The organism is Streptomyces sp. NBC_00370 (assembly GCF_036084755.1).
Lineage (GTDB): Bacteria > Actinomycetota > Actinomycetes > Streptomycetales > Streptomycetaceae > Streptomyces.
Genome location: NZ_CP107968.1, coordinates 8,147,234 through 8,172,329 on the forward strand (window position 1 = coordinate 8,147,234; position 25,096 = coordinate 8,172,329).

The window sequence follows — 25,096 nt, forward strand, 5'->3', positions numbered from 1 at the left end:
GGACACCGGTACCCGGGCAGCTCAACCCTGCCGCACGTCCATGTTCTGCGTACCGATGACCGACAGGAGCCGCAGCGCCTCCTCCGACGGCGAACCGGGGACGGCGGTGTAGATCACGACCCGCTGGTCCCGGTCGGTGATGTCCAGGACGTCGCAGTTGACCGTGACCGGACCGACCACCGTGTGCTGGAACGTCTTGGACAGCGTCGGCTCGGCGCTCACGTCGTGGGATTCCCACAGCCTGCGGAACTCCTCGCTCCCGGCCAGCAGGTCGGCCACCAGCTCGGCGATCTCGGGATCGTCGGGATAGCGGGCGACGGTGGCGCGCAGGTCCTGGGCCGCGTTGCGGCCGAACCGGTCCGCGTCCGACACCCCGAACAGCCGCTGTCCCCCCGGGTCCGGCCCGAGGAAGGTACGGCGCACCAGATTGCGCTCGCGCCGCGAACGGGCCGAGAAGTCCTCCATGAGCGCGGCCGCCAGATCGTTCCACGCGATCACCTCGTGCATCGCCGACGTCACGAAAGCGGCGGACTGCGGCAGCCTGTCCAGCAGATCGAGAATGCTCTGCCGCACTTCGCGGGGCGGCCCGGGCGGCGGGGCCACCGGCGCGCCCGCGAGATGGTGGAGATGGACGCGCTCTGCGTCCGAGAGACGCAGCGCTCTGGCCAGCCCGGCCAGCACCTCACGCGAAGGGCGCGGACCGCGGGCCTGCTCCAGCCGTGTGTAGTACTCGTTCGAGATGTACGCCAGCTGCGCCGCCTCCTCGCGGCGCAACCCCGGGGTGCGCCGGCGCGGCCCGGCCGGCAGCCCCACTTCGGCGGGGCTGATCCGCTCGCGCCTGCTGCGCAGGAAGGCTGCCAGCTCTTGTCTGTCCACGTGTCCAGTGTGCTCAGGAACCGTGGATCTATCCAGGTACTGCCGGTGCCTGGATGGCATCGGCGGATCGGCGCAGGCTCGACGGCATGGACAACACACCGACGACAACCCACACCCGCACCACTTCCGCTCCCACCTCCTCGGCCCGGGGCCTGCTGGCCGACAAGGTCGCCTTCGTCTCGGGCGCCGGCCGCGGCATCGGAGCCGCCGCCGCTCGGCTGTTCGCCCGGGAAGGCGCCAGGCTGCTGCTCGCGGCCCGGACCGAGGCGCAGCTGAAGACGGTGACCGACGAGATCAGGGCGGCGGGCGGCGTCGCGGAGTACGTGGTGTGCGATCTGGCCGACCCCGCCAGTGTGCGGGCCGCGGTCGACCGCGCGGTGGAGCTGTACGGGCGGCTCGACGTCGCCTTCAACAACGGCGCGACGATGACCCCGCCCGCCCCGGTGGACGAGGTGACGGAGTCCGACTTCGACCAGCTCTACGCAGTGAACCTCAAGGGCACGTGGCTGGCCATGTCGGCGGAGATCGCCGCCATCCGCGCCACGGCGGGCACCGGAGCGATCGTCAACAATTCCAGCATCGGCAGTCTGCGGAGCAACCCCGCACTGCCCGCGTACGGTGCGATGAAGCGCGCGGTCAACAGCCTCACCGAGTCGGCCGCCGTCACGTACGGCCCCGAAGGCATCCGCGTGAACGCGATCACGCCCGGGGGCACCCTGACCGACATGATCCGCACCTGGGAGACGCACACGCCCGGTCTGGTCGAGGGAATCACGGCTCAGACCCCGCTGCGCCGCGCCGCCGACCCCGCGGAGATCGCCGAGGCCGCCGCCTGGCTCCTCAGTGATCGCGCCTCGTTCGTGACGGGCGCGATCCTCAAGGTCGACGGCGGCGCCGGGGCCTGAGCACCGGACAGCGGCGAAGGCGCGTCACCCGCCTCGTCGAGCGACAGCTCAGACGTCCACCGGGTGGCCGCCGTCGCCTTCGACGACGACACGGTCCTCACCGTTCTCCTCGGCCCTCTCGACCATGGTGACATCGACTTCTCCGTCACCGGTGGTGTCGAACTGGTAGAGGTCGGCCTTCCCGTCACCCGTGGTGTCGGTCATCCAGACGTCCGTCTTGCCGTCACCGTTGGCGTCGGCGGCCAGAACGACGTGATGCTCTTCGCCCTGGGTCTCCACTACCTCTTCAACCGCTTCGTTTCTGTCCATGGCGGCCGGTTGCCCCGCGCGCCCGGTTCAAAACTCCGCCGAGGTGGCGGCATCCGGTGGGCCGGACGGCAACTGTCAGGCCGGCTGTATGAGTTCGGCGCGGCCGAAGAGGAGCGCGTAGCCGGAGGGCAGCCGCGCGAGGAGGCGGTCGAGGACGTCGTCCCCGACGAGCCGCGCGATCTGCACGAGGACGGTACCGGCGTCCCAGCGCGCGGTGGCGTTGGTTCCGCCGGTACGGGCGGCGATACGGCTGACGAGGTCCCGCGCCGCGACAGCTTCGCCGCAGGGGGCTTCGGCCGCGAGTGCGCGGGCCGCTTCGACGGGCAGCCGGGTCACGAGGTCGAGACGCTCCTGACCGGTGAGCTGTTGCCCGAGCACGGTCAGTACGGTGCGTACCGTCGCCTCGGCCCGCTCACGGGTCGGGTACATGCCCTCGTATCTGACTCTCTCCAGCATCTGGTCGTATCTCAGGGCCGTTGCCGCCTCGGGGGCAGCCGGGGCTGACGGGACCACAGCGGCCGCCGGGGCCGACGGGGCCGCTGTCGGCTGCGACGGACGTCGGATGACCGCGTTCTCCAGCCCCGCCGTCAGCGATGCGCCGGCCGCCACCGGATCTGCCGCCCGGTCCGGGCACTGAGAAACCGACATGAGATCACCTTCTCCTTCGGAAAATGCCAAAGCGCACGGCTTGTGCCCACGTTTTCCGCCCCCACACCTGGGAAACGCGGACTGATCCGAAGGTGATGACCGGTGCGACCGGGTGCGCGCGGGAGCGCGCACCCGGTCGCCGGTGAAGGACCTGGTCAGCAGGTCTTACGGACGTACCCGGAGGTGCCCTTGGGGACGACGTACTCGTCCCGCTGCACGACGCTCAGCCGGCTGCCCCAGCCGGTGCACGCCTTCTTCATGCCCTTGTCCGTGTACTCGATGACGATGACGTTGTTGCCGTAGGCGTCGGTGTAGTCGCCGCACTCGTCCCAGTCGGCGCACTCCTCGGCGACGGCGAAGTCGAGGCCGTTGGCGGCGTGGTCGCCGGACAGCTCGGCGGTGTTCTTCTGCGCGATGGCGAGGTTCTTGGCGTGCGCGTGGGCCGACAGCAGCTTGATGTACGCCTCCGCGTTGGCCTTGGTCAGATACGACGGGAAGCGGTCGAACGTGTCGAAGTTGTCGGGCTCGACGGCCTGGAAACCCTTGGCCGCGCACTGGTCGATCCAGCCGTTGACCTTGGCGGCGATGCGCTCGCGGTTGCTCGCCGTACGGATGTCGAGGATGGCCTCACCCCAGTCCTCGTCCTCGACGACCTGTCCCTTGGAGTCGTGCAGCAGCAGGTCGGAGTCCCACTCGTCCTCGGCGCCCTCCTGGGTCTGGAAGGCGTTGATGTAGCAGATGTTGTACAGCCCGGCGGCGGGTGAGTCGCCCTGGTCACGGCTGACCACGGACACCCCGGCGGGCGGGGTGTACGCCCCGCCGAGCTGGTAGTCGAACCCGGCGTGAGCCGGCGGCAGGCTGACGGCGGCGGCGGCCGCGCTGGCCGAGCCGGAGGTGAGCAGGGGCAGGGCCACGGCGGCGGCCGTGGCGGTGACGCCTGCGGCGAGCGCGGCGAGGCCGCGGCGTCGGTTGATCACGCGGTGGTGGTTGCGCATCATCGGGCTCCGGATGATGGGGGGATACGTCCCCGCCTCGGAGGCTGAAGAGCCATCCTGGCGACTTGGTCCGGGCTCGCGACCCGGTCGTGTCCGCTCGTTCTCGTCCGGCTCGCTGGCGGACGACGATACTTCGCGGACACTCCCTAGGGCCGACCACCGGCTGGGCGTACCTCTGTGCCGGCACCTCGGGCATCATCGGATGTCGTCGGCTGCGGCACTGCCGGAAGTAAATCGAGCGCCAACTACCCTGTCAAGGGCGGGATTTGCCCGGATCTCTCCTGGTCGGGAGGGTCCACCCGATGTGCCCGGTCGTGCACGGCGAGGGTCCCGCCCGCCACGTACGCCGCCGTCCACGGCCTCGGACCGCCCGCTCGCCGGCCGTTTCGGGACGATTGCTCCCAGCGCGTGACGCGGGCTGACGGCGCCCGATACGTGACACTGGGTGACATGAAGGATGCTCAGGGTGAGACCGGTGACGGCGGGGGCGCGGCCGGCTCCGGTGTGCCCAGCCCGTCGGAGATGCTGCCCGGTCTCGACGAGGACCAACTGCGGGTGCTGGGCGAGGTCGGCCGGGCCTGGGAGCGGATGCCCGGCAGTCCGGCCGAGCAGCGGCGCGCCCTGCCGGTCGACCCGGACCTGGGTCGTTTCCCGCCGAAGGAGGAGATCGGCCCCGACCGGTTCGGCCGCATGGTCAGGCTGGCGTCGCTGGGCAGCGGGACGGCCACGGCCGACGCGAGTCCGTCGGAAGGCACGGGCCGCTTCGCCCTGCGCCTGCGTCACGCGCTGATCGGGGCGCCGCTCAAGAGCACCGCCGTGACGCGCGAGCGCATGCGCAAACTGGTGGCCCTGCCGGTGCTGTCCGCCGACGCGCTGTCCTCGGTGGCGTACGGCCCGGAGGCCCTGCTGGCCGTCCTGGTCCTCGCGGGGACGGCGGGGCTCTCGTACACCGCGCCCATCGCGGGGGCCATCGCGTTCCTGATGCTCGCCGTCGGCCTGTCGTACCGGCAGACGATCCGCGCGTACCCGCACGGCGGTGGCTCGTACATCGTGGCGAGCGACAACCTCGGCCGGGTGCCGGGGCTGGTGGCCGCCGCGGGGCTGATGACGGACTACATCCTCACGGTCGCGGTGTCGATCGCATCGGGCGTGGACGCCATCACCTCCGCGCTGCCGTCCCTGTCCGGCTACACCGTCCCGATCGGCGCCGGTGTGATCGCCCTGCTGCTCGTCGGGAACCTCCGTGGGCTGCGCCAGGCCGGCGCGCTGTTCGCCGCGCCGACCTACGCCTTCATCGTCGCGATCTTCGCGCTGGTGGCGGTGGGTCTGTACGACGCCGCCGGGCGGGACTTCCACGCCACGGCCACTCCGCACCTCAACGTCACCGAAGGCGTCAGTGTGCTGCTGGTCATGCGCGCGTTCGCCTCCGGGGCCACGGCCATGACCGGTATCGAGGCGATCTCCAACGCCGTACCGGCCTTCCGGCCGACGGAGTGGCGCAACGCGCGCGTCACGCTGACCTGGATGGTCGGCCTGCTGATCACCCTCTTCGGGGGGACGACCGCCGTGATCATCCTTGACGGTGTGGTGCCCAATTCCGGCGAGACCGTGCTGTCGCAGCTGGCGCACCGCGGCTTCGGCTCGGGGGTGATGTACGTCTACGTGCAGGCGGCGACGGCCGCTGTGCTGCTGCTGGCGGCGAACACGGCGTACAACGACTTCCCCCGGGTCCTGTTCCTGCTGGCCCGCGACGGACACGCGCCCCGGCTGTTCCTGCGGCTGGGCGACCGGCTCGCCTTCAGCAACGGAATCGCCCTGCTGTCGGGGGCGGCCGTCATCGTCTTCGTCGCGTTCAGCGGTGACACCAGCGCGCTCATCCCGCTGTACGCGGTCGGGGTGTTCCTCGCGTTCACACTGTCCCAGGCGGGCATGGTGCGGCACTGGTGGCGGCTGCGTAACCGGCACTGGCGCAAGAGCATGTTCTTCAACGGGGTCGGCTGTCTGCTCTCCGCCGTCGTCTTCATCATCGCGGGGATCACCAAGTTCACCGAGGGCGCCTGGGTCGCCATCCTCGCCGTGGGCCTCTTCCTGCTGGTGACGACGCGCATCCACCACCACTACGAAACGGTCCGTGCGGCGCTGCGGCTGCACCCGCGGGCGATCGAGGTCCCGATGTCCCAGGAGGGCACGCCCGAGGACGGCCGGGCTCACGGCGACCGCCCGCCGGGGCAGGAACAGCCGCTCACCGGGAGCGCCGGGAGCGACGGGAGTGCTGGGGGCGACGGGAGTGCTGGGGGCACCGGGAGTGCTCGGGAGGACGAGGAGAGTCCCGAGGAGATCCGCAACCTCTCGATCGTGCCGATCGCCACGCTGGACCTCGCCGGCATGCGTGCCCTCGCCTACGCCGCTTCGCTCCAGCAGCCCGTACTGGCCCTGCACCTCAGCCCCAGCGAGGCGGAGGCGGAGCACTTCCGGTCGTACTGGAACGTGTGGGGCGACCATCTGCCCCTGGAGGTGCTGGTCACTCCCTACCGGGCGACGGTGGCCCCGCTGGTCCACTACATCGAGGCGCTGCACGAGCAGCAGCCCATGCTCACCCTGACGATCATCGTCCCGGAGATCGTGACGCGGTACCGGCGCCACCGCGTCCTGCACAGCCGTACCGCGAACCGGCTCCAGCGGGCCCTGCGCCCGCTGCCGAAGATCGTCGTCACGACGGTCGCTTACCACGTGTAGCGGGCTGTCGCCCGGTGGCGCCACGGCCTACGCGGGCGGCGATCCGGGCGTAGGCTCGACGTATCGAAGGTCGTACCAGGACCTCGTCCGACCTCTGCGCAGACGCGGCCGGCGAAGCCGCTGCCTGACATCTCCCCGCGAATTCCGCCCGGGGCCGACTGTCGCGCAAGGGATGTGAGAAACCATGGGTATTTTGATCATCGTGGTGGTCATCGTGGTGGTGGTCATCCTGCTGGGGATGGGGCTGAGCCTCCGCAACGTCCAGCAGTACCAGCGAGGAGTGGTGTTCCGGTTCGGCCGCCTGCTGCCGGCGATCCGCGGGCCGGGTCTGCGCTGGATCAGGCCGATCGGCGACCGGATGTCGAAGGTGTCGATACAGACCGAGGTGCTGGGCGTTCCGGCACAGGGAGCGATCACCGCGGACAACGTCACCCTCACCGTTGACGCGGTGGTGTACTTCCGGGTGCTCGATCCGGTCAAGGCGCTGGTGAACGTGAACAGTTACCCTGCCGCCGTCTCGCAGATCGCCCAGACCTCACTGCGTTCGGTCATCGGACGCGCCGATCTGGACACACTGCTGTCGGACCGCGACCACGTCAACGCGGAGCTGAAGACGGTGATGGACGCGCCGACCGAGGAGCCCTGGGGGCTGCGGATCGAGCGGGTCGAGATCAAGGACATCGCCCTGCCCGAGTCGATGATGCGCTCCATGTCCAAGCAGGCCGAAGCCGAACGTGAGCGCCGCGCCCGAGTCATCGCGGCCGACGGCGAGTTCCAGGCGTCGCAGCGGCTGACCGACGCGGCGAAGACCATGGCGGACACCCCGGGCGCGCTCCAACTGAGGCTGCTGCAGACCGTGGTGGACGTGTCGGCGGAGAAGAACAGCACCTTGGTGATGCCGTTCCCGGTCGAGATGCTCCGCTTCTTCGAGCGCCAGAACCCCGAAGGCGTTCCGGGCGGTACGCCGACCGAACGGAAGACCGTGACGGCGGCCTCGGCCGCCGAAGCGATCGCCCGGACCCTTCCCGAGGTCTTCGCCCCGTCCGCGAAGGGCTCCGCGACCACCGGCCGCACGGAACCGACACCGCCGGACGCCACGGCTCGGCCCGTCACCGGCGCCGAACCCGAGCCCGACGGGTCCGAACGGGTGTCGTGGCATGCGCCAGACGGGGGGAACCCGGCGGGTCGGCGGTAGAAGGCGGGCGGTGCGGTGCATGCGTTCTGCTACAGGCGCGGTTACCGCACAGCAGTCACTCGGGGCACCAGGGCGTCGAGGCCGTTCCTGCCACGGAGGATGGTCATGCGTTCCATACGGATGCTTTCGGGTCTCGCTCTTGCCGGTGCCGCGCTGGTGATCTCCGCCCCCGGTGCCCAGGCTGTCTCGCCGAGCTGCCAGAAGGCGCTGGACGAGGCCGAGATCGCGCAGCGCAACGCCGACACGGTCAGGGAGGACCCGCACGCCTCGGAGGAGGACAAGCGGGCGGCCGAGGACGAGGCGAACATGACCGCGTCCACGGCGCAGCGGTTCTGCGACTCCACGGACCCGGCGGTGCGGGGTTCCGTCGAGGCCGGTCTCGGCGGTGGACAGGGCAGCACGGGCCCCGCCGAACTGGCCGCCGGTTCCGCGGTACTCGCCGCAGGCGCAGCCGGGGCCGTCGTGATGCTGCGCCGCCGTACCTCCGCGGGACACAACTGACGCTCCGCCCTGCCGCCCCGCCTCTCTGCGCACCGACGCCGCGTGCGATCCGTGCACAGGGAGGTTCCAGGTTCTCGCCGTCATTGAGGATCTCGCATCGCCATGACGAACCCTTCTCCCGCCTGGGGCGGCCCGCGATGGCCAGGCGCCGTGCTCGCCGCGGTGGTCATGCTCGCGGGCGTACGCATGATCACCGGCGACGACGGTCGTACGGACGGTCCGCCCCGTCCCGCAGCCGCCGACACGGCCGCACTGGGGGCGGCCGCGACGCCGAAACCCGCTGTGCGGTCGCTGCCGCCGTCCCCACCCACCCGGATCGAGATCCCGGAGATAAGTGTGGACGCTCCGCTGACGGGTCTCGGCCGGGAGTCCGACGACTCGCTGCAGACCCCGCCCGCCGAGGAGGCGAACCTCGCCGGGTGGGACCAGGCGGGCGTCACGCCGGGCAGCACCGGAACGGCCGTCGTCGCCGGGCACGTCGACACGCGTACCGGCCCCGCCGTGTTCTACGGCCTCGGCGCGCTGCACAAGAACGCCAAGGTGAGTGTCACGCGTGACGACGGCCGGATCGCCGATTTCACCGTGGACGCGGTCGAGGAGTACGAGAAGGACGAGTTCCCCAGCGAGCAGGTGTACCGGCAGGCCACCCGCGCCGAACTGCGACTGATCACCTGCGGTGGCGCCTACAGCAAGAAGAACGGCTACTCGGGAAACACCGTGGTGTACGCACACCTCACGAAGGTCCGCTGAGCGCAGGCAGCCTTCACGTCGTGCCGGCGAGGGCGGCGGCGTACTGCTCGTCGGTGACGGGCTCCAGCCATGTGGCGCCGTCACCGTGGCCGTCGCCGACCACGAGGGCGAGGTGCGCCATCAGGTTGGTGTCGGTGGCGCCGTGCCAATGCTCCTCACCCGCCGGGCACTTGACGGTCTCGCCGGCATGGACGCGTACGACCTGGCCGTCGCGCGTGCCCACCAGGCCGACGCCGTCGGTGATGTGCAGGACCTGGCCCAAGGCGTGGGAGTGCCAGTTGGTGCGTGCGCCCGGGGTGAACCGCACGAGCGCGACGGCCAGCCTGGCCGGCTCGGTGGGAGCCTCGATCATGTTGAGGTAGACATCGCCGGTGAAGCGCTCGGCCGGGGCCTTGGCGGTGGGGGTGTCGGTGACGTGTTCCATGGTTCTCTTCCTTGATCGATCTTGAGGACGGGGAGCGGGGGGACCGGTGCGGCACTCAGGCAGCATCGTCGCGTGCCAGGTCCCCACCCAGCTCGCGCGACGCGTCCGCCTGGGCGAGCAGTTCCGCGGCCTTCGCGGAGACGGCTTCGATCGCGTCGGCGCCCGCGACGAAGCGCGCCGGGGGCTGCTCCTGCCCGGCGATCGTCAGCAGGGCGGCGGCGAGCTTGGCGGGGTCGCCGGGCTGCTGCCCGTTCATGGACTCCCACGTCTTCCTGGTGGCCGCCGTGCGCTCGGCGTAGTCGTCGACGGACAGCTCCGCCCACGTCGTGGAGGCGTCCACCAGCAGCTCGGTACGGAAGAAGCCCGGCTCGACGATCGTCGTGCGGATGTTGAACGGCTCCACGTCGTGGCGCAGGGACTCCATGGAGCCCTCGACCCCGAATTTCGCCGCGGCGTAGGCCACGCGGAATTCGATGCCGATGGCGCCGGCCAGGGACGAGATCGTGATGATGTGCCCGTCGCGCCGGGCGCGCATGACAGGCAGCACGGCGCGGGTCACGTTCATCTGCCCGAACAGGTTCGTCTCGATCTGCCGGCGCATCTGCGCGTCGGAGATCTCCTCGAAGTAACCGGCGTAGAAGTTGGCGGCGTTGTTGACCAGCACGTCGATGCGGCCGAAGCGGTCGACGGCGGCTTGGACGGCGCTGTGCGCGGCGGCAGGGTCGGTGATGTCCAGGGGCGTGGCCAGCAGGTCGTCCTGCTCGCCACCGAGCGTTTCGAGGACGCTCCCGGGCCGGCGGCCGGTGGCCACGACACGGTGGCGCGCCCTGTACTCGCCCCTGTTCACGCAGGACGCGGCCCGTCCCGTCAACCTCGCCCGCTTCCAGTTCCTGGACCCGCGCGGCCATGACTTCTTCCCCGACTGGGAGGTGGCCCGGAACACCACCGTCGCGCTGCTGCGGACCGAGGCGGGACGCGCTCCCCACGACACCGAGCTGACCGGTCTCGTCGGCGAACTCGTCACCCGCAGCGAGGAGTTCCGGACGGCCTGGGCCAAGCACAACGTCCGGCTGCATCTGACAGGGCGAAAATCCTTCCGGCATCCCGCCATCGGCGTCTTCCAGCTGGACTTCGACGCCATGGACCTGCCCGCGCAGCCCGGGCTGACCCTCACCGCGTACACCGCCGCGCCCGGCACTCCCGACAGCGACGCGCTGCGACTGCTTGCCAGTTGGGCCGCCACCGAGAACGCCCCGCCGGAGCCCGCGAGCAGCCCGGAGGAGGAACTGCGTCCGTTCCGGCGCCCGTGACGATTCACCCGGGGATCGGGTGCGCACCCCCGCTCCGAGCGCGCAGAGCGGCGATGAACCAGGTGAAGACCGGTGTGAGACTGGGGGACGGCGGCCAGCCGTTGATGGTCGACAGAAGCTGCCAGTAGCGCTCGGCCCGGGGATCGGCGCCGGTCTCCAACCGGGTGAGGAGCCATTGCCGCAGATCGGCGTCGTCGGCGCGGCCGAACACGTCGGCGTAGCGGGCGGCCAGCGAATCGACAACAGGCGCAGCCCGGTCGGACGTCGGCTCGATATCCGCCGCGCGCGCTGCTTCGACCTGCTCACGTACTGCCGCCGTCAGCTCATGATGCAGCCCCGCCGTGTCGCCCTGCGCCCGGTCGGCCGCCTGCTGCTCGACCATCTTCCGGATGGCGGCCCGGAAGTCCGTGTCCTGGCAGAGTTCGCCGAGTTCGACCCACGCCTCGACCTGCTCGGGCGCCGGGTCGTCGGGGAGTTGGGGCATGGCCGAACGCATCATGGCGACGAACTCCGGATGGGCGTCGAGGCCGCCGAAGGTGTCGTCGATGAAGTCGTTCACCAGTCGTTGCCGTTCGCTGTCGGAGAGTTTGGCGAGTCTGTGCACGAGATCCAACTCCTCTTGTGTGGGCCCGCGTTCGGCTACCACCCGCAGTACGGCCCGGCGCAGCCGCAGAGTGCGGATCTGCACGTCCAGGGCGTCGGCGTGCGCCGAGGCGACCTCGGGCAGGGAGGCTTCCCGGTCGAGGACCTTCCTGATGGCGGCGAGGTCAAGTCCGAGTTCGCGCAGGGTACGCACGAGATCGAGACGCGTGACGGCGTCGATGTCGTAGAGCCGGTAGCCGGCCGGGCTTCGGTCGGTCGGCGGCACGATCCCCGCGTCGGAGTAGAACCGAATGGTCTTCACCGTCAGCCCGGTTCGCCGGGCAAGGTCACCAATCGCGTAGAGCGCGTCGCCGTTCATGTCCTCCACTCTGCTGTCTCCCCCTGGGGGAGACTCAAGGGGTTGAACTCGCGCCGGACCGGCCAGGCTGACGGTGTGAATCAGGATGAACGAGCACGTCACGCCTCCTCGTTCGGTGCGGCGGCAGTCGCGTACGCCCAACACCGACCGGATTACGCGCAGGCCGCGGTGGGCTGGGCGCTGGAGCCCGCACCCGGCCCGCGCGTCCTCGACCTCGGCGCGGGGACAGGCAAGCTGACCGCGACGCTGGTCGGCCTGGGTGCCGAAGTCGTCGCGGTCGAGCCGGACGCGGCGATGCTGGCCGAGCTGCACCGCTCGCTGCCGGGTGTCCGCGCCCTGCGGGGGAGCGCCGAGGCGATACCGCTGCCGGACGCGTCCGTCGATGCCGTACTGGCCGGCAACGCCATGCACTGGTTCGACATGGCCGTCGCGGGCCCCGAGATCGCCAGGGTCCTCAGTCCCATGGGCGTCCTGGCCGGCCTCTGGAACGTCATGGACGACCAGGTCGAGTGGGTGGCCGGGCTCGCCCGGGTCGGCGGCAGCGCGGCGGTCGGCCCGCGTGACACGCCCACGAGCTGGCGCGCCGAGACCGCCGGCGCACACCTCCCGAAGACCGGCGCCGCCGCCCGCTTCGGCTCTCCGGAACAGTCCGAGTTCCCCCACGGCCAGCGCCGCACCGCCGGCTCACTCGTCGCCACGCTCGCGACCCGCGCGGGGATGCTGGTCATGCCGGAAGAGGAACGGTGCACCACGCTGGACCGGATCGCCGCTTTCCTCGCGAGCACACCGGAGACCGCCCACGGCGATTTCACCCTCCCGATGCTGACCGCCGTACTGCGCACGCGCCGGCTGTGACTGCCGGGCACGTCGCCCCGCCGCCTACGGCGCTAAGGGGGACCCCGAGAAGTGGTGCCGGTAGTCCGTCGGCGTGGCGCCGAAGGCCGAGCGGAACGCCCGGGTGAAGGTCGGGTGGTTCTTAAAGCCCCAGCGGGTCGCTATCCGGTGGACCGGTACGCCGCGCAGCGCCGGGTCGGTGAGGTCGCGGCGGGCGCTTTCGAGGCGTTGGTCGCGGACCCAGGCGGCGACAGTCGAGTCGCGTGCCAGGAACAGGCGGTGCAAGTAGCCGACCGAGATGTGGTGAGCGGCGGCGATGGTGCCCGGCGACAGCTCCGGATCCCCCAGCCGCTGGCGGACGAACCTGTCGATGCGCATCATCAGCATGCGCTGCGGCGATTCGTCCATCACCTCGGCCTCCGCGTCGAGATGGTGGGCCATGACGGCGGTCAGCAGATCCTGGACGAGCGTACCCAACCGAGGCAGATCGGTCGGACGGTAACCACTGGCGTCGGTGGTCGCTCCGGTGAGGAACTGGGCCAGTACGCCGCCGAACCCCGTCCGGCCCGACAGCGGCCGCGCCACAAGCCGCTCGACGCCCGCCGGGGGCAGCGCGAGCAGGGCCCGGGGGATGTGTGCGCGCAGCAGCCGGGGCTGCTGCTCCGCCCCGGCGACGATCCGCAGCCGGAACGGGCGCGAACTGTCGTACAGCGCCAAGTCCGGGGCGCTCAGCACCGCTTCCCTGCCGGCCTGGCTCACCACCAGGTGTCCGTCCAACGGCATGACGGCGCAGTAGAGTTCGGGATCGGCGCGCCGGATCAGCTTCGGCGTCCGCAGCACGTCCGCCGCCGAGAGCGCCAGATCCACCACGTTCACAGCCGCGAGGTCCACCGCCCGCACCGTCGCGTGGAAGTCCTTCGGCGCCTCGCTGACCAGCTCCATGGGGTGCTCGCCGGAGAGGAAGAACTCGTTCAGCGTGGCCAGACGTTTCCCCGGCGGCAGGTCCTGGCTGCGGTACATCGTCTCGAACATTCGTTTCTCCCGGCCGCAATCGTAACGTCCGGCGGCAGCGCAGCCGGCCCGGCCCCGAGGCGGTGGCCGGAATCCGTTCGACGGTGACAAACGCGTCATGGACACTGACGCGATGACGCGTAACCACTGGGTCGGAGTGACCGTCGACTGTCTGGACGTGGAGCGAGTGGCGGGCTTCTGGAGCGCCTTGCTGGACCGCCCTCAGGGGCCCTCCCAACCCGGCTGGATCTACCTCGGCCGCCCCGGGGACGCACACCCCCGCCTCGTCTTCCAGCCCGTGACCGAGCCGAAGCACGGCAAGGTACGCCTGCACCTCGACGTCGCGGTCGACGACATCGACCAGGGCATGGCCCAAGTCGTCTCGCTCGGAGGCCGGTTCACCGGCGAACGGCACGACTACGACGAAGGCGCCGTCGTCGTGATGGCCGATCCCGAGGGCCATGAGTTCTGTCTGGTCGAGTACTACGGACCAACGGCGACGGAGTAAGTCGTGCGGGACTACGACGCCCCCCGTGCCCCGCGTCGCGAAACACCCGGACGGCCCACGATGCTTCCAGCCGCTGCCGGCGTCTGCGTATAGTCCTGCCGGGGCTGACTTCGGCCGGGACGCGAGGAGTTCTTGGTGAGTGCCGATCCTTCCCCTCCCCGTCGGCTGCCGTGGACGCGTGCGCTGGACGAGTTCGCCCTGACGACCGTCCTGTTGTTCATCACGGTGACGGTCGTGCGCTGGCTGCGCGATCCGGGCTCCGCCCTCTATCTCGCCGACCTGTACGTGGCGCTCGGTGTGATCGGTGTGGTGAGCGGGTCTGTGCTGACGTCGCTGATCCTCAGTCCGCCCGGCAGGCGTAGCGGGGGACACATGAACCCGTGTGTGACGGTGGCCCTGTGGCTGATGGACGCCTTTCCGGGCCGCAGTGTCGTGCCCTACGTCCTCGCCCAGCTCGCGGGTTCGGTGGTCGGGACAGGACTGGCCCGGCTGGTGTGGGGTGGCGCGGTGTCGCACCCCTCGGTCGCGCACGCCGTGATCAGGCCCGCCGCCACCTGGCGTCCTGCGGACGTCTTCCTCGCCGAGGCGGGAGCGATGATGGCGCTGATCGTCCTGGTCGGCTTCATCCTGGGGTACCCACGCGCCGTCCCCGTGCTGCCGTACGTCATCGGCGGGTCCGTAGCCCTGGTGATCGCACTGCTGGGTCCCAGAAGCGGCGGCTCGATCAACCCCGCCCGCCAACTGGGCCCGGCAGTGTTCTCCGGACAGACCACCGATCTGTGGATCTACCTGATCGCGCCCGTCCTGGGCGCTGTCCTCGGCTCCGCGACCTTCCACCTCTTCATCTGGCGCTTCAACGCCTGTCGGCCCCTCACCTACAAGCTGGCGGGTGACGACGGGGAGAAGGGGGCGGCGGGCAGCCACTAGCGAGGAGCGCGGCAGGGCGACGGCCTATCGGGAGGGCGACGGCCTATCCGGCAAGGCGACGGCCTATCGGGCCGCCAGGGTCGCCCGGAGCACGTCGGCCAGCGTCGTCCGTGACAGTTGGGCGCGCAGCCCGTCCTCCACGCCGTCGTAGATCTCCTGCAGCGCCGGCTGGATTCCCGCGCCCACCACACAGGCCTGGTTCGGCGGCGCGTGGTGCATGGAGAACAGCGGGCTGGGCTCCACCGCCTCGTACACGTCCAGCAGCGTCATGTCCTCAAGGCTCCGGGCCAGGCGCCACCCCGCGCCCACCCCGCGCCGCGACTCGACGAGCCCCGCTTCCCGTAGCCGGCCGAGCAGGCGCCGAATCACCACGGGGTTGGTGTTCGCGCTGTCGGCGATCTGCTCCGACGTGGCGACGTCGTGACCTTGCTGCTGGTACAGCCCGATCCAGGCCACGGCGTGTGCCGCGATCGTCAGTCTGCTGTTGGCGCTCATCGCGCAATTGTGCACGGAGCGCTTCATAGTCGCAACGACAGTGGTTACGAGAGGCGGACCGTCAGATCACCGGAGCGTCCTGGGCCACGAAGCCGGAGCGCCACGTCGAGTGCTCCGGACGCCAACCCCGCGACCGGGCCAGCCGGTTGCTTGCTCCGCGCGCCCAGCTCTGCCGTCCCGAAGTGGCTTCGGGCGCCGGCAGTCCACGGGCGGCGGCGAAGACCGGCACCCACGCACGTCCCGGCGCGGGCTCGTCGTCCACGATGTTGACCGGTCCGGAGGGCCAGTCGAGCGCGGCGACGGCGGCGCGAGCGGCGTCCGCGACGTGCAGGAACGAGTTGACGGAGTCATCCGCAGCGACGCTCCCGAGGAACGGCGCGTCCGGGTCGCCGGCCAGCGCCGCTGCCGCCGGACCGCCCGGCTCGTACCAGGTGCCCGGGCCGTACAGGACGCCGTACCGCAGCGACACCGCTGTGCCCACTTCGGCGGCCGTCTCCTCCAGCGCCTGGATGCCGACGGCGATCCTGCCGCGCGGCTCCGCCGCGGCGAGGTCGAGCGGGTCTGTCTCGTCGGCCGGCTCGTCGCCCGGGGCGTACGCCCAGGAGATCGACTGGACGACGATCCTCGGCACCCCGGCGGACGTGGCCGCGTCGACCAAGTTGCGGGTCCCTTCGCCGCGCAGCCGGTTCGTCGCCTCCCCGTTCGCCTCCGCCAGATCGGTGAGCTGGTGGATCACCGCGTCCGGCGCGGCCTCCTTCACCGCCTCGTGCAGGCTGTCCCGGTCGAACACGTCCACCTGGGCGGCTGACGCACCGAGCCGCCGTACGCGGTCGGCGCCTGCGGGCGTACGAGAGGTGCCCGTGACCTGGTGCCCTGCGTCCAGCAGCAGAGGGACGAGCAGACGGCCCACCGCACCGGTCGCGCCCGCGACGAATACACGCATGGTTTCCTCCTCTGCCCGGTCCGGTCGAGCGGGGTGTGCGCCGCTCATGGTCGTACTCACTACGCTAGGCGACCAATGGCCTCGGCGTGTGGTCCACTCTCGCCGCGTAAGCCTGGGCCATTCGAAAAAGGGCGACGGACCGTGGCGCGCGGGGAAGGCGGGCTCACCGGATTGCTCCGCGCCGGAGTATTGTAGTCAGTGCTACAAATGCCGCTGAAGCCAGGGAGGCGCTGATGGCAGGGGGACGACCACGCAGCTTCGACAGCGACGTGGCGCTCGGCCGGGCGCTGGAGGTGTTCTGGCGCCAGGGTTACGAAGGAACCGGGATCTCCGATCTCACCAAGGCGATGGGCATCAACAACGCACCGAGCCTGTACAACGCCTTCGGAAACAAGGAACAGCTCTTCCGCAAGGTGCTGGACCACTACGCCGACGGCCCCGCCCGCTACATTCGCGACGCTCTCGCCGAGCCCACGGCGCGCGGCGCCGTCGAGGCACTGCTGCACGGCGCCGCCGACGCGACGACACACCCCGACCATCCGCGCGGCTGCATCACGGTCCAGGGCGCTCTGGCGTGCTCGCCGGGTGCGGAGCCCGCCCGTGACGAACTGGCGGCGCGCAGGGCGGGTGGCGAGGCGGCCCTGCGGGAGCGCCTGCAGCGGGCGGGCGAAGCGGGCGAACTCCCGGCGGGGACCGACGCCCAGGCGCTCGCCCGCTACTTCGCCACGGTGTACCAGGGGATCGCGGTCCAGGCCGCCGGCGGCGCGACCCGCGAGCAACTGCACCAGATCGCCGACGTGGCCATGGCCGTCTGGCCACAGCCGGCCACGGACTGATCGGCGGCGGCTCGCGTCAGTTGACGAGCGCGGCCAGTTCACGCCATTGGGCCATCGGGACGCCGGAGTCCGCGCCCACGATATGCAGGCACACGTGGTCCGCGCCGGCGTCGTGGTGCGCCTGGACGCGCTTGCCGATGGCCTCCACGTCGCCCCGGGCGACAACGGCGTCGATGAGCCTGTCGCTTCCGCCGCCGGTCAGGTCGTCCTCCGTGAAGCCTTGCCGGAGCAGGTTTTTCGCGTAATGGTCCATCGTCAGAAACCCCCCGAGGAAACCACGGGCGGCGGCGCGTGCCTTGCCCGGGTCGCTCTCCAGCACCACCGCCTGGTACGGCGCGAGCAGCGGACCGGCCCCGAGCCGTTCCCTGGCCGCGGCTGAGTACTCCGGTGTGACCATGAAGGGGTGCACACCGGCGGTGCGCTGACCTGCCAGTTCGGTCATCCTGGGGGCGAGCGCGGCCATGACACGTTCGCTCCGGGGCACCGGGACCGGGGCATCGTCCAGTGTGTCCAGGTAGGCGCCGATGTCGGCCAGGGGGCGGTACGGGCGTCCCGCGCCCTCGGCAGCCGCAGGGTCGCTCACGCCGAGCCCGAGCAGCAACCGCCGTCCGTACTCACTCTGCAGACGCGCGTGCCATCCCGCCATCTCCTCGGCCTGATGCCGCCAGATGCTCAGCACGCCGATGGCCACCTTCGTCGTGCGGGTGGCGCGCAGCAGCCGCTCCGAGTCGCCGAGGATGTCACCGCCGCCCAGTCCCGGGATCCACAGGGCTCCCCAGCCCAGCTCGTCCAACTCGGCGGCGGCGTCGGTGATCTGCCCCGGATCCGCCGTCCGCAACTCGATGCTCCAGAGCCCGGTGTGTCCCAACTGCATTGCGCTGTCCTGTCCGTCCTGACGCTGATGTGATGGCCGAAGTGAGTGACCGCTGTGACGCGGATGTCGTAGCAACGGTCAGATCTGGTTGCGTCCGCCGTCCACGAACAACTCGGTGCCGGTGATGAAGGTGCTCTGGTCCGAGGCGAGGAAGAGAGCGGCGTCGGCGATTTCTTCGGGGCGGCCGACGCGCGCCAGCGGGATGGTGCCGGCCATGAAGGTCTTCAGCTGGTCCGCCTGCTCCTGGTCGGCGGCGAGACCGTCGATACCCGGGGTGTCCACGGCGCCGGGGCTGATGCTGTTGACTCTGATCGCCCGGCCCTTGAGCTCGTTGGCCCAGGTGCGCGCGAAGGACCTCACCGCGGCCTTGGACGCCGCGTAGACACCGAAGGCCTCGTTGCCCAGGCTGCTCGCGTTCGAGCCGGTGAGGATGACGGAAGCGCCGTCGTTGAGCTGCGGCAGCGCCTTCTGGACCGTGAAGAGCATGCCCCGGACGTTGATGCCGAACGTCTCGTCGAAATGCTGCTCGGTGACCTGTTCCAGGGTGGCGAACTCACCCCCGCCTGCATTGGCGAACAGCACGTCGATCCCACCGCCCCGCCGACCGACGGCGTCGTAGAGCCGGTCGAGGTCGCCGAGGTCCGAGACATCGCTGCGTACGCCGGTCGCGTTCGCACCGATCTTGGCGACTGCCGCGTCGAGCGTCTCCTTGCGACGCCCGGTCACGAACACGTGCGCTCCCTCACCCGCGAACCGCTGTGCGGCGGCCAGGCCGATTCCACTGGTGCCGCCGGTGACGACGGCGGTCTTGCCCTCAAGCTGTCCCATGATCTGGTACTCCGCGTCCAGGAGTCGGATCGGCGCCCTTGATGTAACAATGTGTATTACATCAAGGGCGTGGCCGGTCCGAGGTGATTTTTAGTGGTCACTAAGAAACTAGGTCGCACCACGTGCGATGTCAAGGCGCGGGCGGACGGGTGGCGGGCGGGGTACCGCCGGAAAAATGCCTGCGGATCGTCATGCCGCACGGGTACGGTCGCTCGGTGACCGACGACGACGGGTACTTCGGAGAACGGGTGGCGAAGACGTACGACCAGTCCTCAGACGCCGAGTTCCAGGCCGAGATCGTGGAGCAGACCGTCGATCTGCTGGCGGAACTCGCCAACGGGGGACGGGCGTTGGAGCTGGCGATCGGTACGGGGCGGATCGCTCTGCCGTTGGCGCGGCGGGGGGTTCCGGTGCATGGCATCGATCTGTCGCGGGCCATGGTGGCGAAGCTGCGCGCCAAGCCCGGGGGTGAGGCGATCGGTGTCTCCATCGGGGACTTCGCCACCACGACCGTCGACACGGCGGCCGACGGGCCGTTCTCGCTCGCCTATCTCGTCTTCAACACCATCATGAACGTGGCCGACCAGGACGCTCAGGTCGCCTGCTTCCGCAACGTCGCCGCGCACCTCGCACCCGGTGGCTGCTTCGTCGTCGAGGTCATGGTTCCGGAGCTGCGCAAGATCCCGGCCGGGCAGAACATCGTCCCCTTCCACACGGGTCCGACCGGGTGGGCCTACACCGTCTACGACACCGTCACCCAGGACGCGACCTGTCACTACATCGACATCGCGGAGGACGGCCGGGGCGAGGCCCACTCGACGCCCTTCCGGTACGTCTGGCACGCCGAGCTGGACCTTATGGCCCAGCTCGCAGGCCTGCGGCTGCGCGAGCGCTGGGAGAGCTGGACGCGTGAGCCCTTCACCGAGCACAGCACCAAGCACATCTCGGTCTGGGAGAAGTCGGTCGGCTGACGGGACGTCAGCCGACCCTCGTCACGCGGCCGATCGGAAGACGTAGTCACCGGAGCCGACCCGGTACACGGCGTAACCGTCGCGCACGCTGTCGAACGTCGCGCCGGGCGGTGCCTGCACCGCCTGGCGGTCGCGCGCCGGGACGAGGATCTCCGCCGTCGCGCCGACCGGCACCCGTACATCGAGCGTGAAGCGGCCGGGTGCGCGGGTCCAGGCCGAACTCACCCGGCCGAGTGGGGATTCCACATGCGCCGAGGCGTTCGTGAGATCGCCGACCGGATACGGCTGGACCTTGATCTTCGTGTAACCGGGCGCCGCCGGCTCGATGCCCGCCACGCGCTGGTAGAGCCAGTCGTCGACCGTGCCCAGGAAGGCATGGTCGTGCGAGCGCGAGGTGTCCCCCCACTCCTCCCACATCGTCGTCGCGGCACACCGACCCCCCGACCGGTGTGCCGGGCGTCCTGGCGCCGAAGTTCCCCCAGGGCACGCAGCGTTCGGGCGGTGGATCGTGGTCCGAGCCTGCGCAGCAGTGGGGCGGCCATGGCGGGGCCGGTCCAGCCGCGCACCGACGCGCCGTCGACCCGCAGCAGGGTCGGCGCCCTCGGAGCACCGGCGCCGAATGCCAGTTCCCGCCAGCCGCTTACGCGTTCGTCACTCAGCGGCATCACCGTCAGCCTGCCGTCACAGGCCTGCGCGACCGCGCCGGAGATCTTGCGGCAGTTGGCGCACGTGCCGTCGAACGCCAAAACCCAACGAGAGGGTGAAGGGTGCAACAGAGCTCCTCCATGTGCGGTGTGATCAGCGGCGGTCGGCCGCCTCCGGAGCAGGGCCAGCAGCCGGGCGTTGTTCGCTTTCCGTAGCTGGCACTGAACAAACAGATACTGAACAATGGGCGAGTGGGGGTGAGTACGTGCCACGCAGAGAGACGCCACTGACCGGAGGCGACGGGCCGCTGTTGCGACTGGCCAGGGAGCTGCGGCAGTTGCGCGGCAGCGCCGGGTCCCCGTCCTACCGGGCCCTTTCGGCGCGGGCGCACTACTCCATCGCCACCCTCTCCGGCGCGGCGGCCGGACACCGACTCCCGACGCTCGACGTGACCCTTGCCTACGTACGCGCTTGCGGCGGAGACGTCGACGAGTGGGAGGAGCGCTGGCACCACGTCGCGGCGGAACTCGCCGCCGACACGGCCACGGAGCGTCACGAGGACGCGGGCCGCGAGGAGCACCGTCCGCCGTACGCCGGTCTGGCCGCCTTCGGCGCCGACGACTCCGACCGGTTCTTCGGACGCGAGCGGCTGGTCGAGGACCTGGCGAAGACCTTGGCCGAGCGCCGGTTCGTCGCCGTCTTCGGCGCCTCAGGCGCGGGCAAGTCGTCCGTGCTGCGCGCCGGTCTGCTGCCCCGGCTGCGGTCCGCGGGCTGTCGCGTCATCACCTTCACCCCTGGCCTGCACCCCCTGGAAGAACTCGCCGTGCGGCTCGCGGGCCCCGCCCGTACCACGCCCGGCAGACTCCACCAGGACTTCTCGACGGCTCCGGAGAATCTGCACCTGACGCTCCGCCAGCTGGCCACGCACGAACCCGAGGGCGCCGAAACGGTCATCGTCGTCGACCAGTTCGAAGAGCTGTTCACCATCTGCCGCAGCCAGGAGGAGCGGACGCGCTTCATCTCGGCGCTTGTCGCCGTCGCCCGCGCGTCCAACAGCGCGGGCCGGATCGTCCTTGGCGTACGCGCCGACTTCTACCCGCATTGCGCCGAACACGGCCAACTGGTCGAGGCGTTCCGTGACGCGCAGGTCACGGTCGGCCCGATGAGCGTGGACGAACTGCACAGTGTGATCGTCCGGCCGGCCGTCCAGGCGGGATGCCGGGTGGAGGGCCAACTGCTCGCGCATCTGATCGGACAGGTCCAGGGACGCGCCGCGGCCCTGCCGTTGCTCTCCCACGCCCTGCTGGAGACCTGGCGCCGCCGGCGCGGCAACGTCCTGACCCTCGACGGGTTCCGCGCGGTCGGCGGCATCGAGGGATCGCTGGCCCAGACGGGCGAGGCGTTCTACGCCGACCTCACACCCGCCCGCCAGGACATCGCCCGGCACCTGTTCCAGCGGCTGACCGCACTCGGCGAAGGCGCGGAGGACACCCGCCGCCGCATCCCCCGTACGGAGCTGAACTCCGACGAGGACACCACGGCCGTACTCGAACGCGCCGTACAGGCACGGCTGATCGCCCTCGACGGCGAAAGCGTCGAGATCACCCACGAGACACTGATCCGCAGCTGGCCACGGCTGCGGCGCTGGCTCGGCGAGAACCGCGAACTGCTGCGCACCTCCCGGCAGCTGACCGAGGCGGCCGGGACATGGGAGTCCCTCGGCCGGGACCCCGGTGCGCTGTACCGGGGCACGCGGCTCGCGCTGGCACGTCAGCTCACGGACCAGGGCGCACCGGGACTGACCGCGAACGAGCGGGCGTTCCTCGACGAAAGCCTGGCGGCGGAGCGCGCCGACGCCGCCATGGCCCGCCGCAGAGCCCGCCAACTGCGGCTGCTGACCGCCCTGCTGTCCGTGCTCCTGCTGCTCGCAACGGGCACCAGCTACTACGCCCTGCGGGCCAACGGAAAGGTGTCGCGCCAGCGCAACGTGGCGGTCGCGCTGAACGCGGCGGACCGGGCCAGCGACCTGGAGCACAAGGACCCGGCGCTCGCCGTTCAAGTCGCCCTTGCGGCGCACCGGCTGGCGCGGCAGGGCCGGACCCGGGACAACCTGCTCAGTACGCTCATGGCCGCGTGGGCGGCCCACCGGGCCGATGCCGTCTCCCTGGCCGCGGTGCCGGGGCAGCACCTCCTGGCCACCGGCGGCGGTGACCAAACCGTCCGGCTGTGGGACGTCAGCGGCTCCGCACACCGGCTTCTCAGTTCGCTGGAGGTGTTCCACGGCACGGTCTGGTCCGTCGCCGCCCGCCCCGACGGACGGGTACTCGCGGCGGCGGACGCGAGCGGCGAGATCCGTACCTTCGACCTCGCCGACCCGGCGGGACCGGTGGCCCTCGCCGTCTTCGGTGGCCGCACCGGAGCGATCCGCTCGCTGGCCTACAGCCCGGACGGACATACCCTCGCCAGTGCCGGCGCCGACCGTACGACCCGGCTGTGGGATGTCAGGGACCCCGGACACCCGTCCCAGCTCGCGCGCCTTGGCGGACACACCGGGACGGTCCGCTCGGTCGCTTTCGACCGCGACGCGGGCATGCTCGCCACGGCCGGCGACGACCAGGCGGTCCAGCTGTGGGACGTGACGGACCCGCACCGGCCCAAGAAACTCTCGCAGTGGCAGGCGCACGACATCATCGCGCTCGGCGTGGCCTTCAGTCCGCACGCGAACGTCCTCGCCACCTCCGGGGGCGGCGACAGCCCCGTACGGCTGTGGAGCACCGACGATCCGTCCCACCCCCGGAAGCTGGCCGAACTCCCCGGCCACAGCGACGTGGTGGGCGGGATCGCCTTCAGCCCCGGCGGCCGGGCCCTCGCCACGGGCAGCGACGACCGGACGGTGCTCGTGTGGGACGTCACCCGCCCGGACAGGCCCGTCGTCCGGGCCAAACTCACCGGATACACCACCGCCGTGAGCGCTGTGGCGTTCGCGGCGGACGACCGTACCCTGTTCACCGGCGTCTACGACGGCCTGGTCCGGACGCTTCCGGTCGACTTCACCGGCGTCATCGGACGGGCCTGCGCGACGGCCCGCCCGACCATCACCCCGGGCCAGTGGCACCGCTACCTGCCGGGCATCGCCTACCGGCCGCCCTGCGCCTGAGCCCTGCGCCTGAGCCAGGCCCGCACCGGGCACGACGGGGCACGACCACAACGACGCACTGAGGGGAAACGCGCGATGCCTGACGGCCGGCAGTGGGACAGCACCCTGTTCCGGGGGAGCGCCGCCTTCTACGAGCGCGGCCGGCTGCCGTACGCCCCCGGCTTCGCCGAGACACTGGCCGGCGCCCTCGGCCTGGACGGCAGGGGCCGGCTCCTCGACGTCGGCTGCGGTCCCGGCACGGTGCTCCTCGCCATGGCGGGGTTCTTCACCGAGGCCGTCGGTATCGACCCGGACGAGGACATGCTGGCCGAGGGCGAACGACAGGCCGTGCGCCGTGGCGTGTCCAACGCGCGCTGGAAGCGCGCCCGCGCGGAGGATCTGCCGGCCGGCCTGGGGGAGTTCCGCGTCGTCGTGTTCGCGAACTCCTTCCACTGGACGGACCGGGACCGGGTCGCGGCAACCGTGCTGGAGATGCTGGAACCAGGCGGCTCGTTCGTGCACATCGGCGACCTGAAGGACCCGTCCGGCGCGTCCGTCCCGCTGTCGGCGCCGGACTCAGCTCCGTACCCTCCTCCGCCGTACGCCGGGATCCGCGCACTGGTACGCCGGTATCTCGGCCCGGTGCGCCGGGCCGGCCGGGGAACGCTGCCCAACGGCACACCGGGCGGCGAGAGCCTGGTCGTGTCGAACGCAGGGTTCACCGCCTTCGCGACCCACGTCGTCCCGGCCGGGCCGGTGGTGGAGCGCAGCGCGGACGACCTCGTGGCGTGGGTCTTCTCCCTCTCCTCCTCGGCGCCGCATCTCTTCGGGGACGCACTGCCCGACTTCGAGCAGGACCTCCGGGCGCTCCTTCGTACGGCGTCCCCCGGTGACCGCTTCGCCGAGTGTCCCCCGGCAACAGAGATCAAGACCTGGCGGAAGCCGGACGACAGGCGCTGACGTGCCGGCGTACCGCAGCGGTCAGGTCCTCGCCGCCCGGGCCAGCTTCTGATCGACGATGCTCCACTTCACCAGCGGATGCAGCGCGCGCATCAGGCCCGCGGCCCGCTCGCTCGGCCGGTAGGTGACGAGCACCGGCGTGGTCGGTGCCACGTGCCGCTCCAGCAGCCCCTCGGCCTCCAGCTCGCGCAGGCGCTGGGTCAGCAGCTTGTCGGAGATTCCGTCGACATGGGCCCGGTACTCGATGAACCGGCGGGCCCCCAGCATCCCCGCGAGCAGGATCCCGGCGGTCCACTTGCGGCCGACGAGCTCGGCCGACCGGCGAAAGCTCCGGCACAGCTCTTCGTCGATGTGCTCGAAGCCCGGTGCTGTGCGGCCGGAGAGGGGAGTGGCAAGCCCCTCGCCCACGTGCTCCTCGGTGTTCATACCATCTGACGGTACACCTAGCGACTTACCGTTGGTGAGTTACTCACCTCGTCTTTGCCGATACCGCGATCTCCGGGGATCGTCGGAGTCGT

26 protein-coding genes and 1 pseudogene are annotated in these 25,096 nt (G+C 70.8%); 13 read left to right on the plus strand and 14 right to left on the minus strand.

Annotated features, from left to right (window positions below; genetic code table 11):
* Window positions 1–21: 21 nt before the first annotated feature.
* Window positions 22–876, minus strand: coding sequence for a helix-turn-helix transcriptional regulator (locus OHS57_RS35670; RefSeq protein ID WP_041994861.1), 855 nt, complete (start codon window positions 874–876; stop codon window positions 22–24).
* Between the two features lie 86 nt (window positions 877–962).
* On the opposite strand from OHS57_RS35670, the gene OHS57_RS35675 reads away from it, so the two are divergent.
* Window positions 963–1,781 carry an SDR family NAD(P)-dependent oxidoreductase gene (locus tag OHS57_RS35675; RefSeq protein WP_328585237.1) on the plus strand — a complete coding sequence of 273 codons (819 nt, stop codon included), beginning with the start codon at window positions 963–965 and terminating at the stop codon, window positions 1,779–1,781.
* Between the two features lie 48 nt (window positions 1,782–1,829).
* Here the strand turns inward: OHS57_RS35675 and OHS57_RS35680 are convergent, their stop codons facing one another.
* The 3 genes from OHS57_RS35680 to OHS57_RS35690 form a co-directional block, all read right to left on the minus strand.
* On the minus strand, window positions 1,830–2,090 hold the full coding sequence (locus OHS57_RS35680; protein ID WP_041994864.1) for a hypothetical protein: 261 nt from the start codon (window positions 2,088–2,090) through the stop codon (window positions 1,830–1,832).
* Between the two features lie 75 nt (window positions 2,091–2,165).
* A complete protein-coding gene (locus OHS57_RS35685; RefSeq protein WP_041997607.1) occupies window positions 2,166–2,546 on the minus strand; it encodes a DUF2267 domain-containing protein in 381 nt (126 codons plus the stop codon).
* A 347-nt stretch (window positions 2,547–2,893) separates the two neighbouring features.
* On the minus strand, window positions 2,894–3,733 hold the full coding sequence (locus tag OHS57_RS35690) for an endo alpha-1,4 polygalactosaminidase (RefSeq protein WP_443043123.1): 840 nt from the start codon (window positions 3,731–3,733) through the stop codon (window positions 2,894–2,896).
* Window positions 3,734–4,183: 450 nt separating this feature from the next.
* On the opposite strand from OHS57_RS35690, the gene OHS57_RS35695 reads away from it, so the two are divergent.
* The 4 genes from OHS57_RS35695 (at window position 4,184) to OHS57_RS35710 (ending at window position 8,915) form a co-directional block, all read left to right on the plus strand.
* A complete protein-coding gene (locus OHS57_RS35695; protein ID WP_328584642.1) occupies window positions 4,184–6,469 on the plus strand; it encodes an APC family permease in 2,286 nt (761 codons plus the stop codon).
* Between the two features lie 184 nt (window positions 6,470–6,653).
* The gene (locus OHS57_RS35700; RefSeq protein ID WP_328584643.1) at window positions 6,654–7,664 is read left to right on the plus strand and encodes a slipin family protein; all 1,011 of its coding nucleotides are present in this window, start codon (window positions 6,654–6,656) and stop codon (window positions 7,662–7,664) included.
* A gap of 105 nt (window positions 7,665–7,769) precedes the next feature.
* Window positions 7,770–8,165, plus strand: a complete 396-nt coding sequence (locus OHS57_RS35705) for a hypothetical protein (protein WP_328584644.1) — start codon at window positions 7,770–7,772, stop codon at window positions 8,163–8,165.
* A 102-nt stretch (window positions 8,166–8,267) separates the two neighbouring features.
* Window positions 8,268–8,915, plus strand: coding sequence for a class F sortase (locus OHS57_RS35710; protein ID WP_328584645.1), 648 nt, complete (start codon window positions 8,268–8,270; stop codon window positions 8,913–8,915).
* A gap of 13 nt (window positions 8,916–8,928) precedes the next feature.
* On the opposite strand, the gene OHS57_RS35715 is transcribed toward OHS57_RS35710, so the two are convergent.
* Window positions 8,929–9,339, minus strand: a complete 411-nt coding sequence (locus OHS57_RS35715) for a (R)-mandelonitrile lyase (RefSeq protein WP_328584646.1) — start codon at window positions 9,337–9,339, stop codon at window positions 8,929–8,931.
* Between the two features lie 55 nt (window positions 9,340–9,394).
* Complete coding sequence (locus tag OHS57_RS35720) at window positions 9,395–10,150, minus strand: SDR family NAD(P)-dependent oxidoreductase (protein ID WP_328584647.1); 756 nt, start codon at window positions 10,148–10,150, stop codon at window positions 9,395–9,397.
* Window positions 10,151–10,160: 10 nt separating this feature from the next.
* Between OHS57_RS35720 and OHS57_RS35725 the strand changes: the two are divergent.
* Window positions 10,161–10,649 (plus strand): annotated as a pseudogene (locus OHS57_RS35725) (MmyB family transcriptional regulator); the annotation flags it as partial.
* A 4-nt stretch (window positions 10,650–10,653) separates the two neighbouring features.
* Here the strand turns inward: OHS57_RS35725 and OHS57_RS35730 are convergent.
* On the minus strand, window positions 10,654–11,610 hold the full coding sequence (locus OHS57_RS35730; RefSeq protein WP_328584648.1) for a MerR family transcriptional regulator: 957 nt from the start codon (window positions 11,608–11,610) through the stop codon (window positions 10,654–10,656).
* A 75-nt stretch (window positions 11,611–11,685) separates the two neighbouring features.
* Here OHS57_RS35730 and OHS57_RS35735 point away from each other — a divergent pair, with 75 nt between their 5' ends.
* Window positions 11,686–12,465: a class I SAM-dependent methyltransferase gene (locus OHS57_RS35735; protein WP_328584649.1), complete on the plus strand. Its 780-nt coding sequence runs from the start codon at window positions 11,686–11,688 to the stop codon at window positions 12,463–12,465.
* A 24-nt stretch (window positions 12,466–12,489) separates the two neighbouring features.
* Here the strand turns inward: OHS57_RS35735 and OHS57_RS35740 are convergent, their stop codons facing one another.
* The gene (locus OHS57_RS35740) at window positions 12,490–13,476 is read right to left on the minus strand and encodes a helix-turn-helix domain-containing protein (protein WP_328584650.1); all 987 of its coding nucleotides are present in this window, start codon (window positions 13,474–13,476) and stop codon (window positions 12,490–12,492) included.
* 97 nt (window positions 13,477–13,573) lie between these two features.
* Here OHS57_RS35740 and OHS57_RS35745 point away from each other — a divergent pair, with 97 nt between their 5' ends.
* Window positions 13,574–13,963: a VOC family protein gene (locus OHS57_RS35745; protein ID WP_328584651.1), complete on the plus strand. Its 390-nt coding sequence runs from the start codon at window positions 13,574–13,576 to the stop codon at window positions 13,961–13,963.
* 135 nt (window positions 13,964–14,098) lie between these two features.
* Entirely contained in the window at window positions 14,099–14,890 is a 792-nt protein-coding gene (locus tag OHS57_RS35750) for an MIP/aquaporin family protein (RefSeq protein WP_063779765.1), read from the plus strand.
* 63 nt (window positions 14,891–14,953) lie between these two features.
* On the opposite strand, the gene OHS57_RS35755 is transcribed toward OHS57_RS35750, so the two are convergent.
* A complete protein-coding gene (locus tag OHS57_RS35755) occupies window positions 14,954–15,385 on the minus strand; it encodes an Rrf2 family transcriptional regulator (protein ID WP_328584652.1) in 432 nt (143 codons plus the stop codon).
* Window positions 15,386–15,446: 61 nt separating this feature from the next.
* A complete protein-coding gene (locus tag OHS57_RS35760; RefSeq protein WP_328584653.1) occupies window positions 15,447–16,328 on the minus strand; it encodes an NAD-dependent epimerase/dehydratase family protein in 882 nt (293 codons plus the stop codon).
* 233 nt (window positions 16,329–16,561) lie between these two features.
* Here OHS57_RS35760 and OHS57_RS35765 point away from each other — a divergent pair, with 233 nt between their 5' ends.
* Window positions 16,562–17,164 (plus strand): TetR/AcrR family transcriptional regulator, encoded by a 603-nt coding sequence (locus tag OHS57_RS35765; protein ID WP_042002280.1) that lies wholly within the window; start codon window positions 16,562–16,564, stop codon window positions 17,162–17,164.
* 16 nt (window positions 17,165–17,180) lie between these two features.
* Here OHS57_RS35765 and OHS57_RS35770 read toward each other — a convergent pair whose 3' ends face one another.
* Window positions 17,181–18,038: a TIGR03620 family F420-dependent LLM class oxidoreductase gene (locus OHS57_RS35770; RefSeq protein WP_328584654.1), complete on the minus strand. Its 858-nt coding sequence runs from the start codon at window positions 18,036–18,038 to the stop codon at window positions 17,181–17,183.
* A gap of 78 nt (window positions 18,039–18,116) precedes the next feature.
* Window positions 18,117–18,866, minus strand: a complete 750-nt coding sequence (locus OHS57_RS35775) for a glucose 1-dehydrogenase (protein ID WP_042002286.1) — start codon at window positions 18,864–18,866, stop codon at window positions 18,117–18,119.
* Window positions 18,867–19,081: 215 nt separating this feature from the next.
* On the opposite strand from OHS57_RS35775, the gene OHS57_RS35780 reads away from it, so the two are divergent.
* Entirely contained in the window at window positions 19,082–19,837 is a 756-nt protein-coding gene (locus OHS57_RS35780; protein WP_328584655.1) for a class I SAM-dependent DNA methyltransferase, read from the plus strand.
* Window positions 19,838–19,858: 21 nt separating this feature from the next.
* Here the strand turns inward: OHS57_RS35780 and OHS57_RS35785 are convergent, their stop codons facing one another.
* Window positions 19,859–20,254: an alpha-L-rhamnosidase C-terminal domain-containing protein gene (locus tag OHS57_RS35785; RefSeq protein ID WP_328584656.1), complete on the minus strand. Its 396-nt coding sequence runs from the start codon at window positions 20,252–20,254 to the stop codon at window positions 19,859–19,861.
* 493 nt (window positions 20,255–20,747) lie between these two features.
* Between OHS57_RS35785 and OHS57_RS35790 the strand changes: the two genes are divergently transcribed.
* Complete coding sequence (locus OHS57_RS35790) at window positions 20,748–23,639, plus strand: nSTAND1 domain-containing NTPase (protein WP_328584657.1); 2,892 nt, start codon at window positions 20,748–20,750, stop codon at window positions 23,637–23,639.
* A 75-nt stretch (window positions 23,640–23,714) separates the two neighbouring features.
* Window positions 23,715–24,578: a class I SAM-dependent methyltransferase gene (locus OHS57_RS35795; protein WP_328584658.1), complete on the plus strand. Its 864-nt coding sequence runs from the start codon at window positions 23,715–23,717 to the stop codon at window positions 24,576–24,578.
* A 21-nt stretch (window positions 24,579–24,599) separates the two neighbouring features.
* On the opposite strand, the gene OHS57_RS35800 is transcribed toward OHS57_RS35795, so the two are convergent.
* On the minus strand, window positions 24,600–25,004 hold the full coding sequence (locus OHS57_RS35800; RefSeq protein ID WP_328584659.1) for a winged helix-turn-helix transcriptional regulator: 405 nt from the start codon (window positions 25,002–25,004) through the stop codon (window positions 24,600–24,602).
* Window positions 25,005–25,096 lie beyond the last annotated feature (92 nt).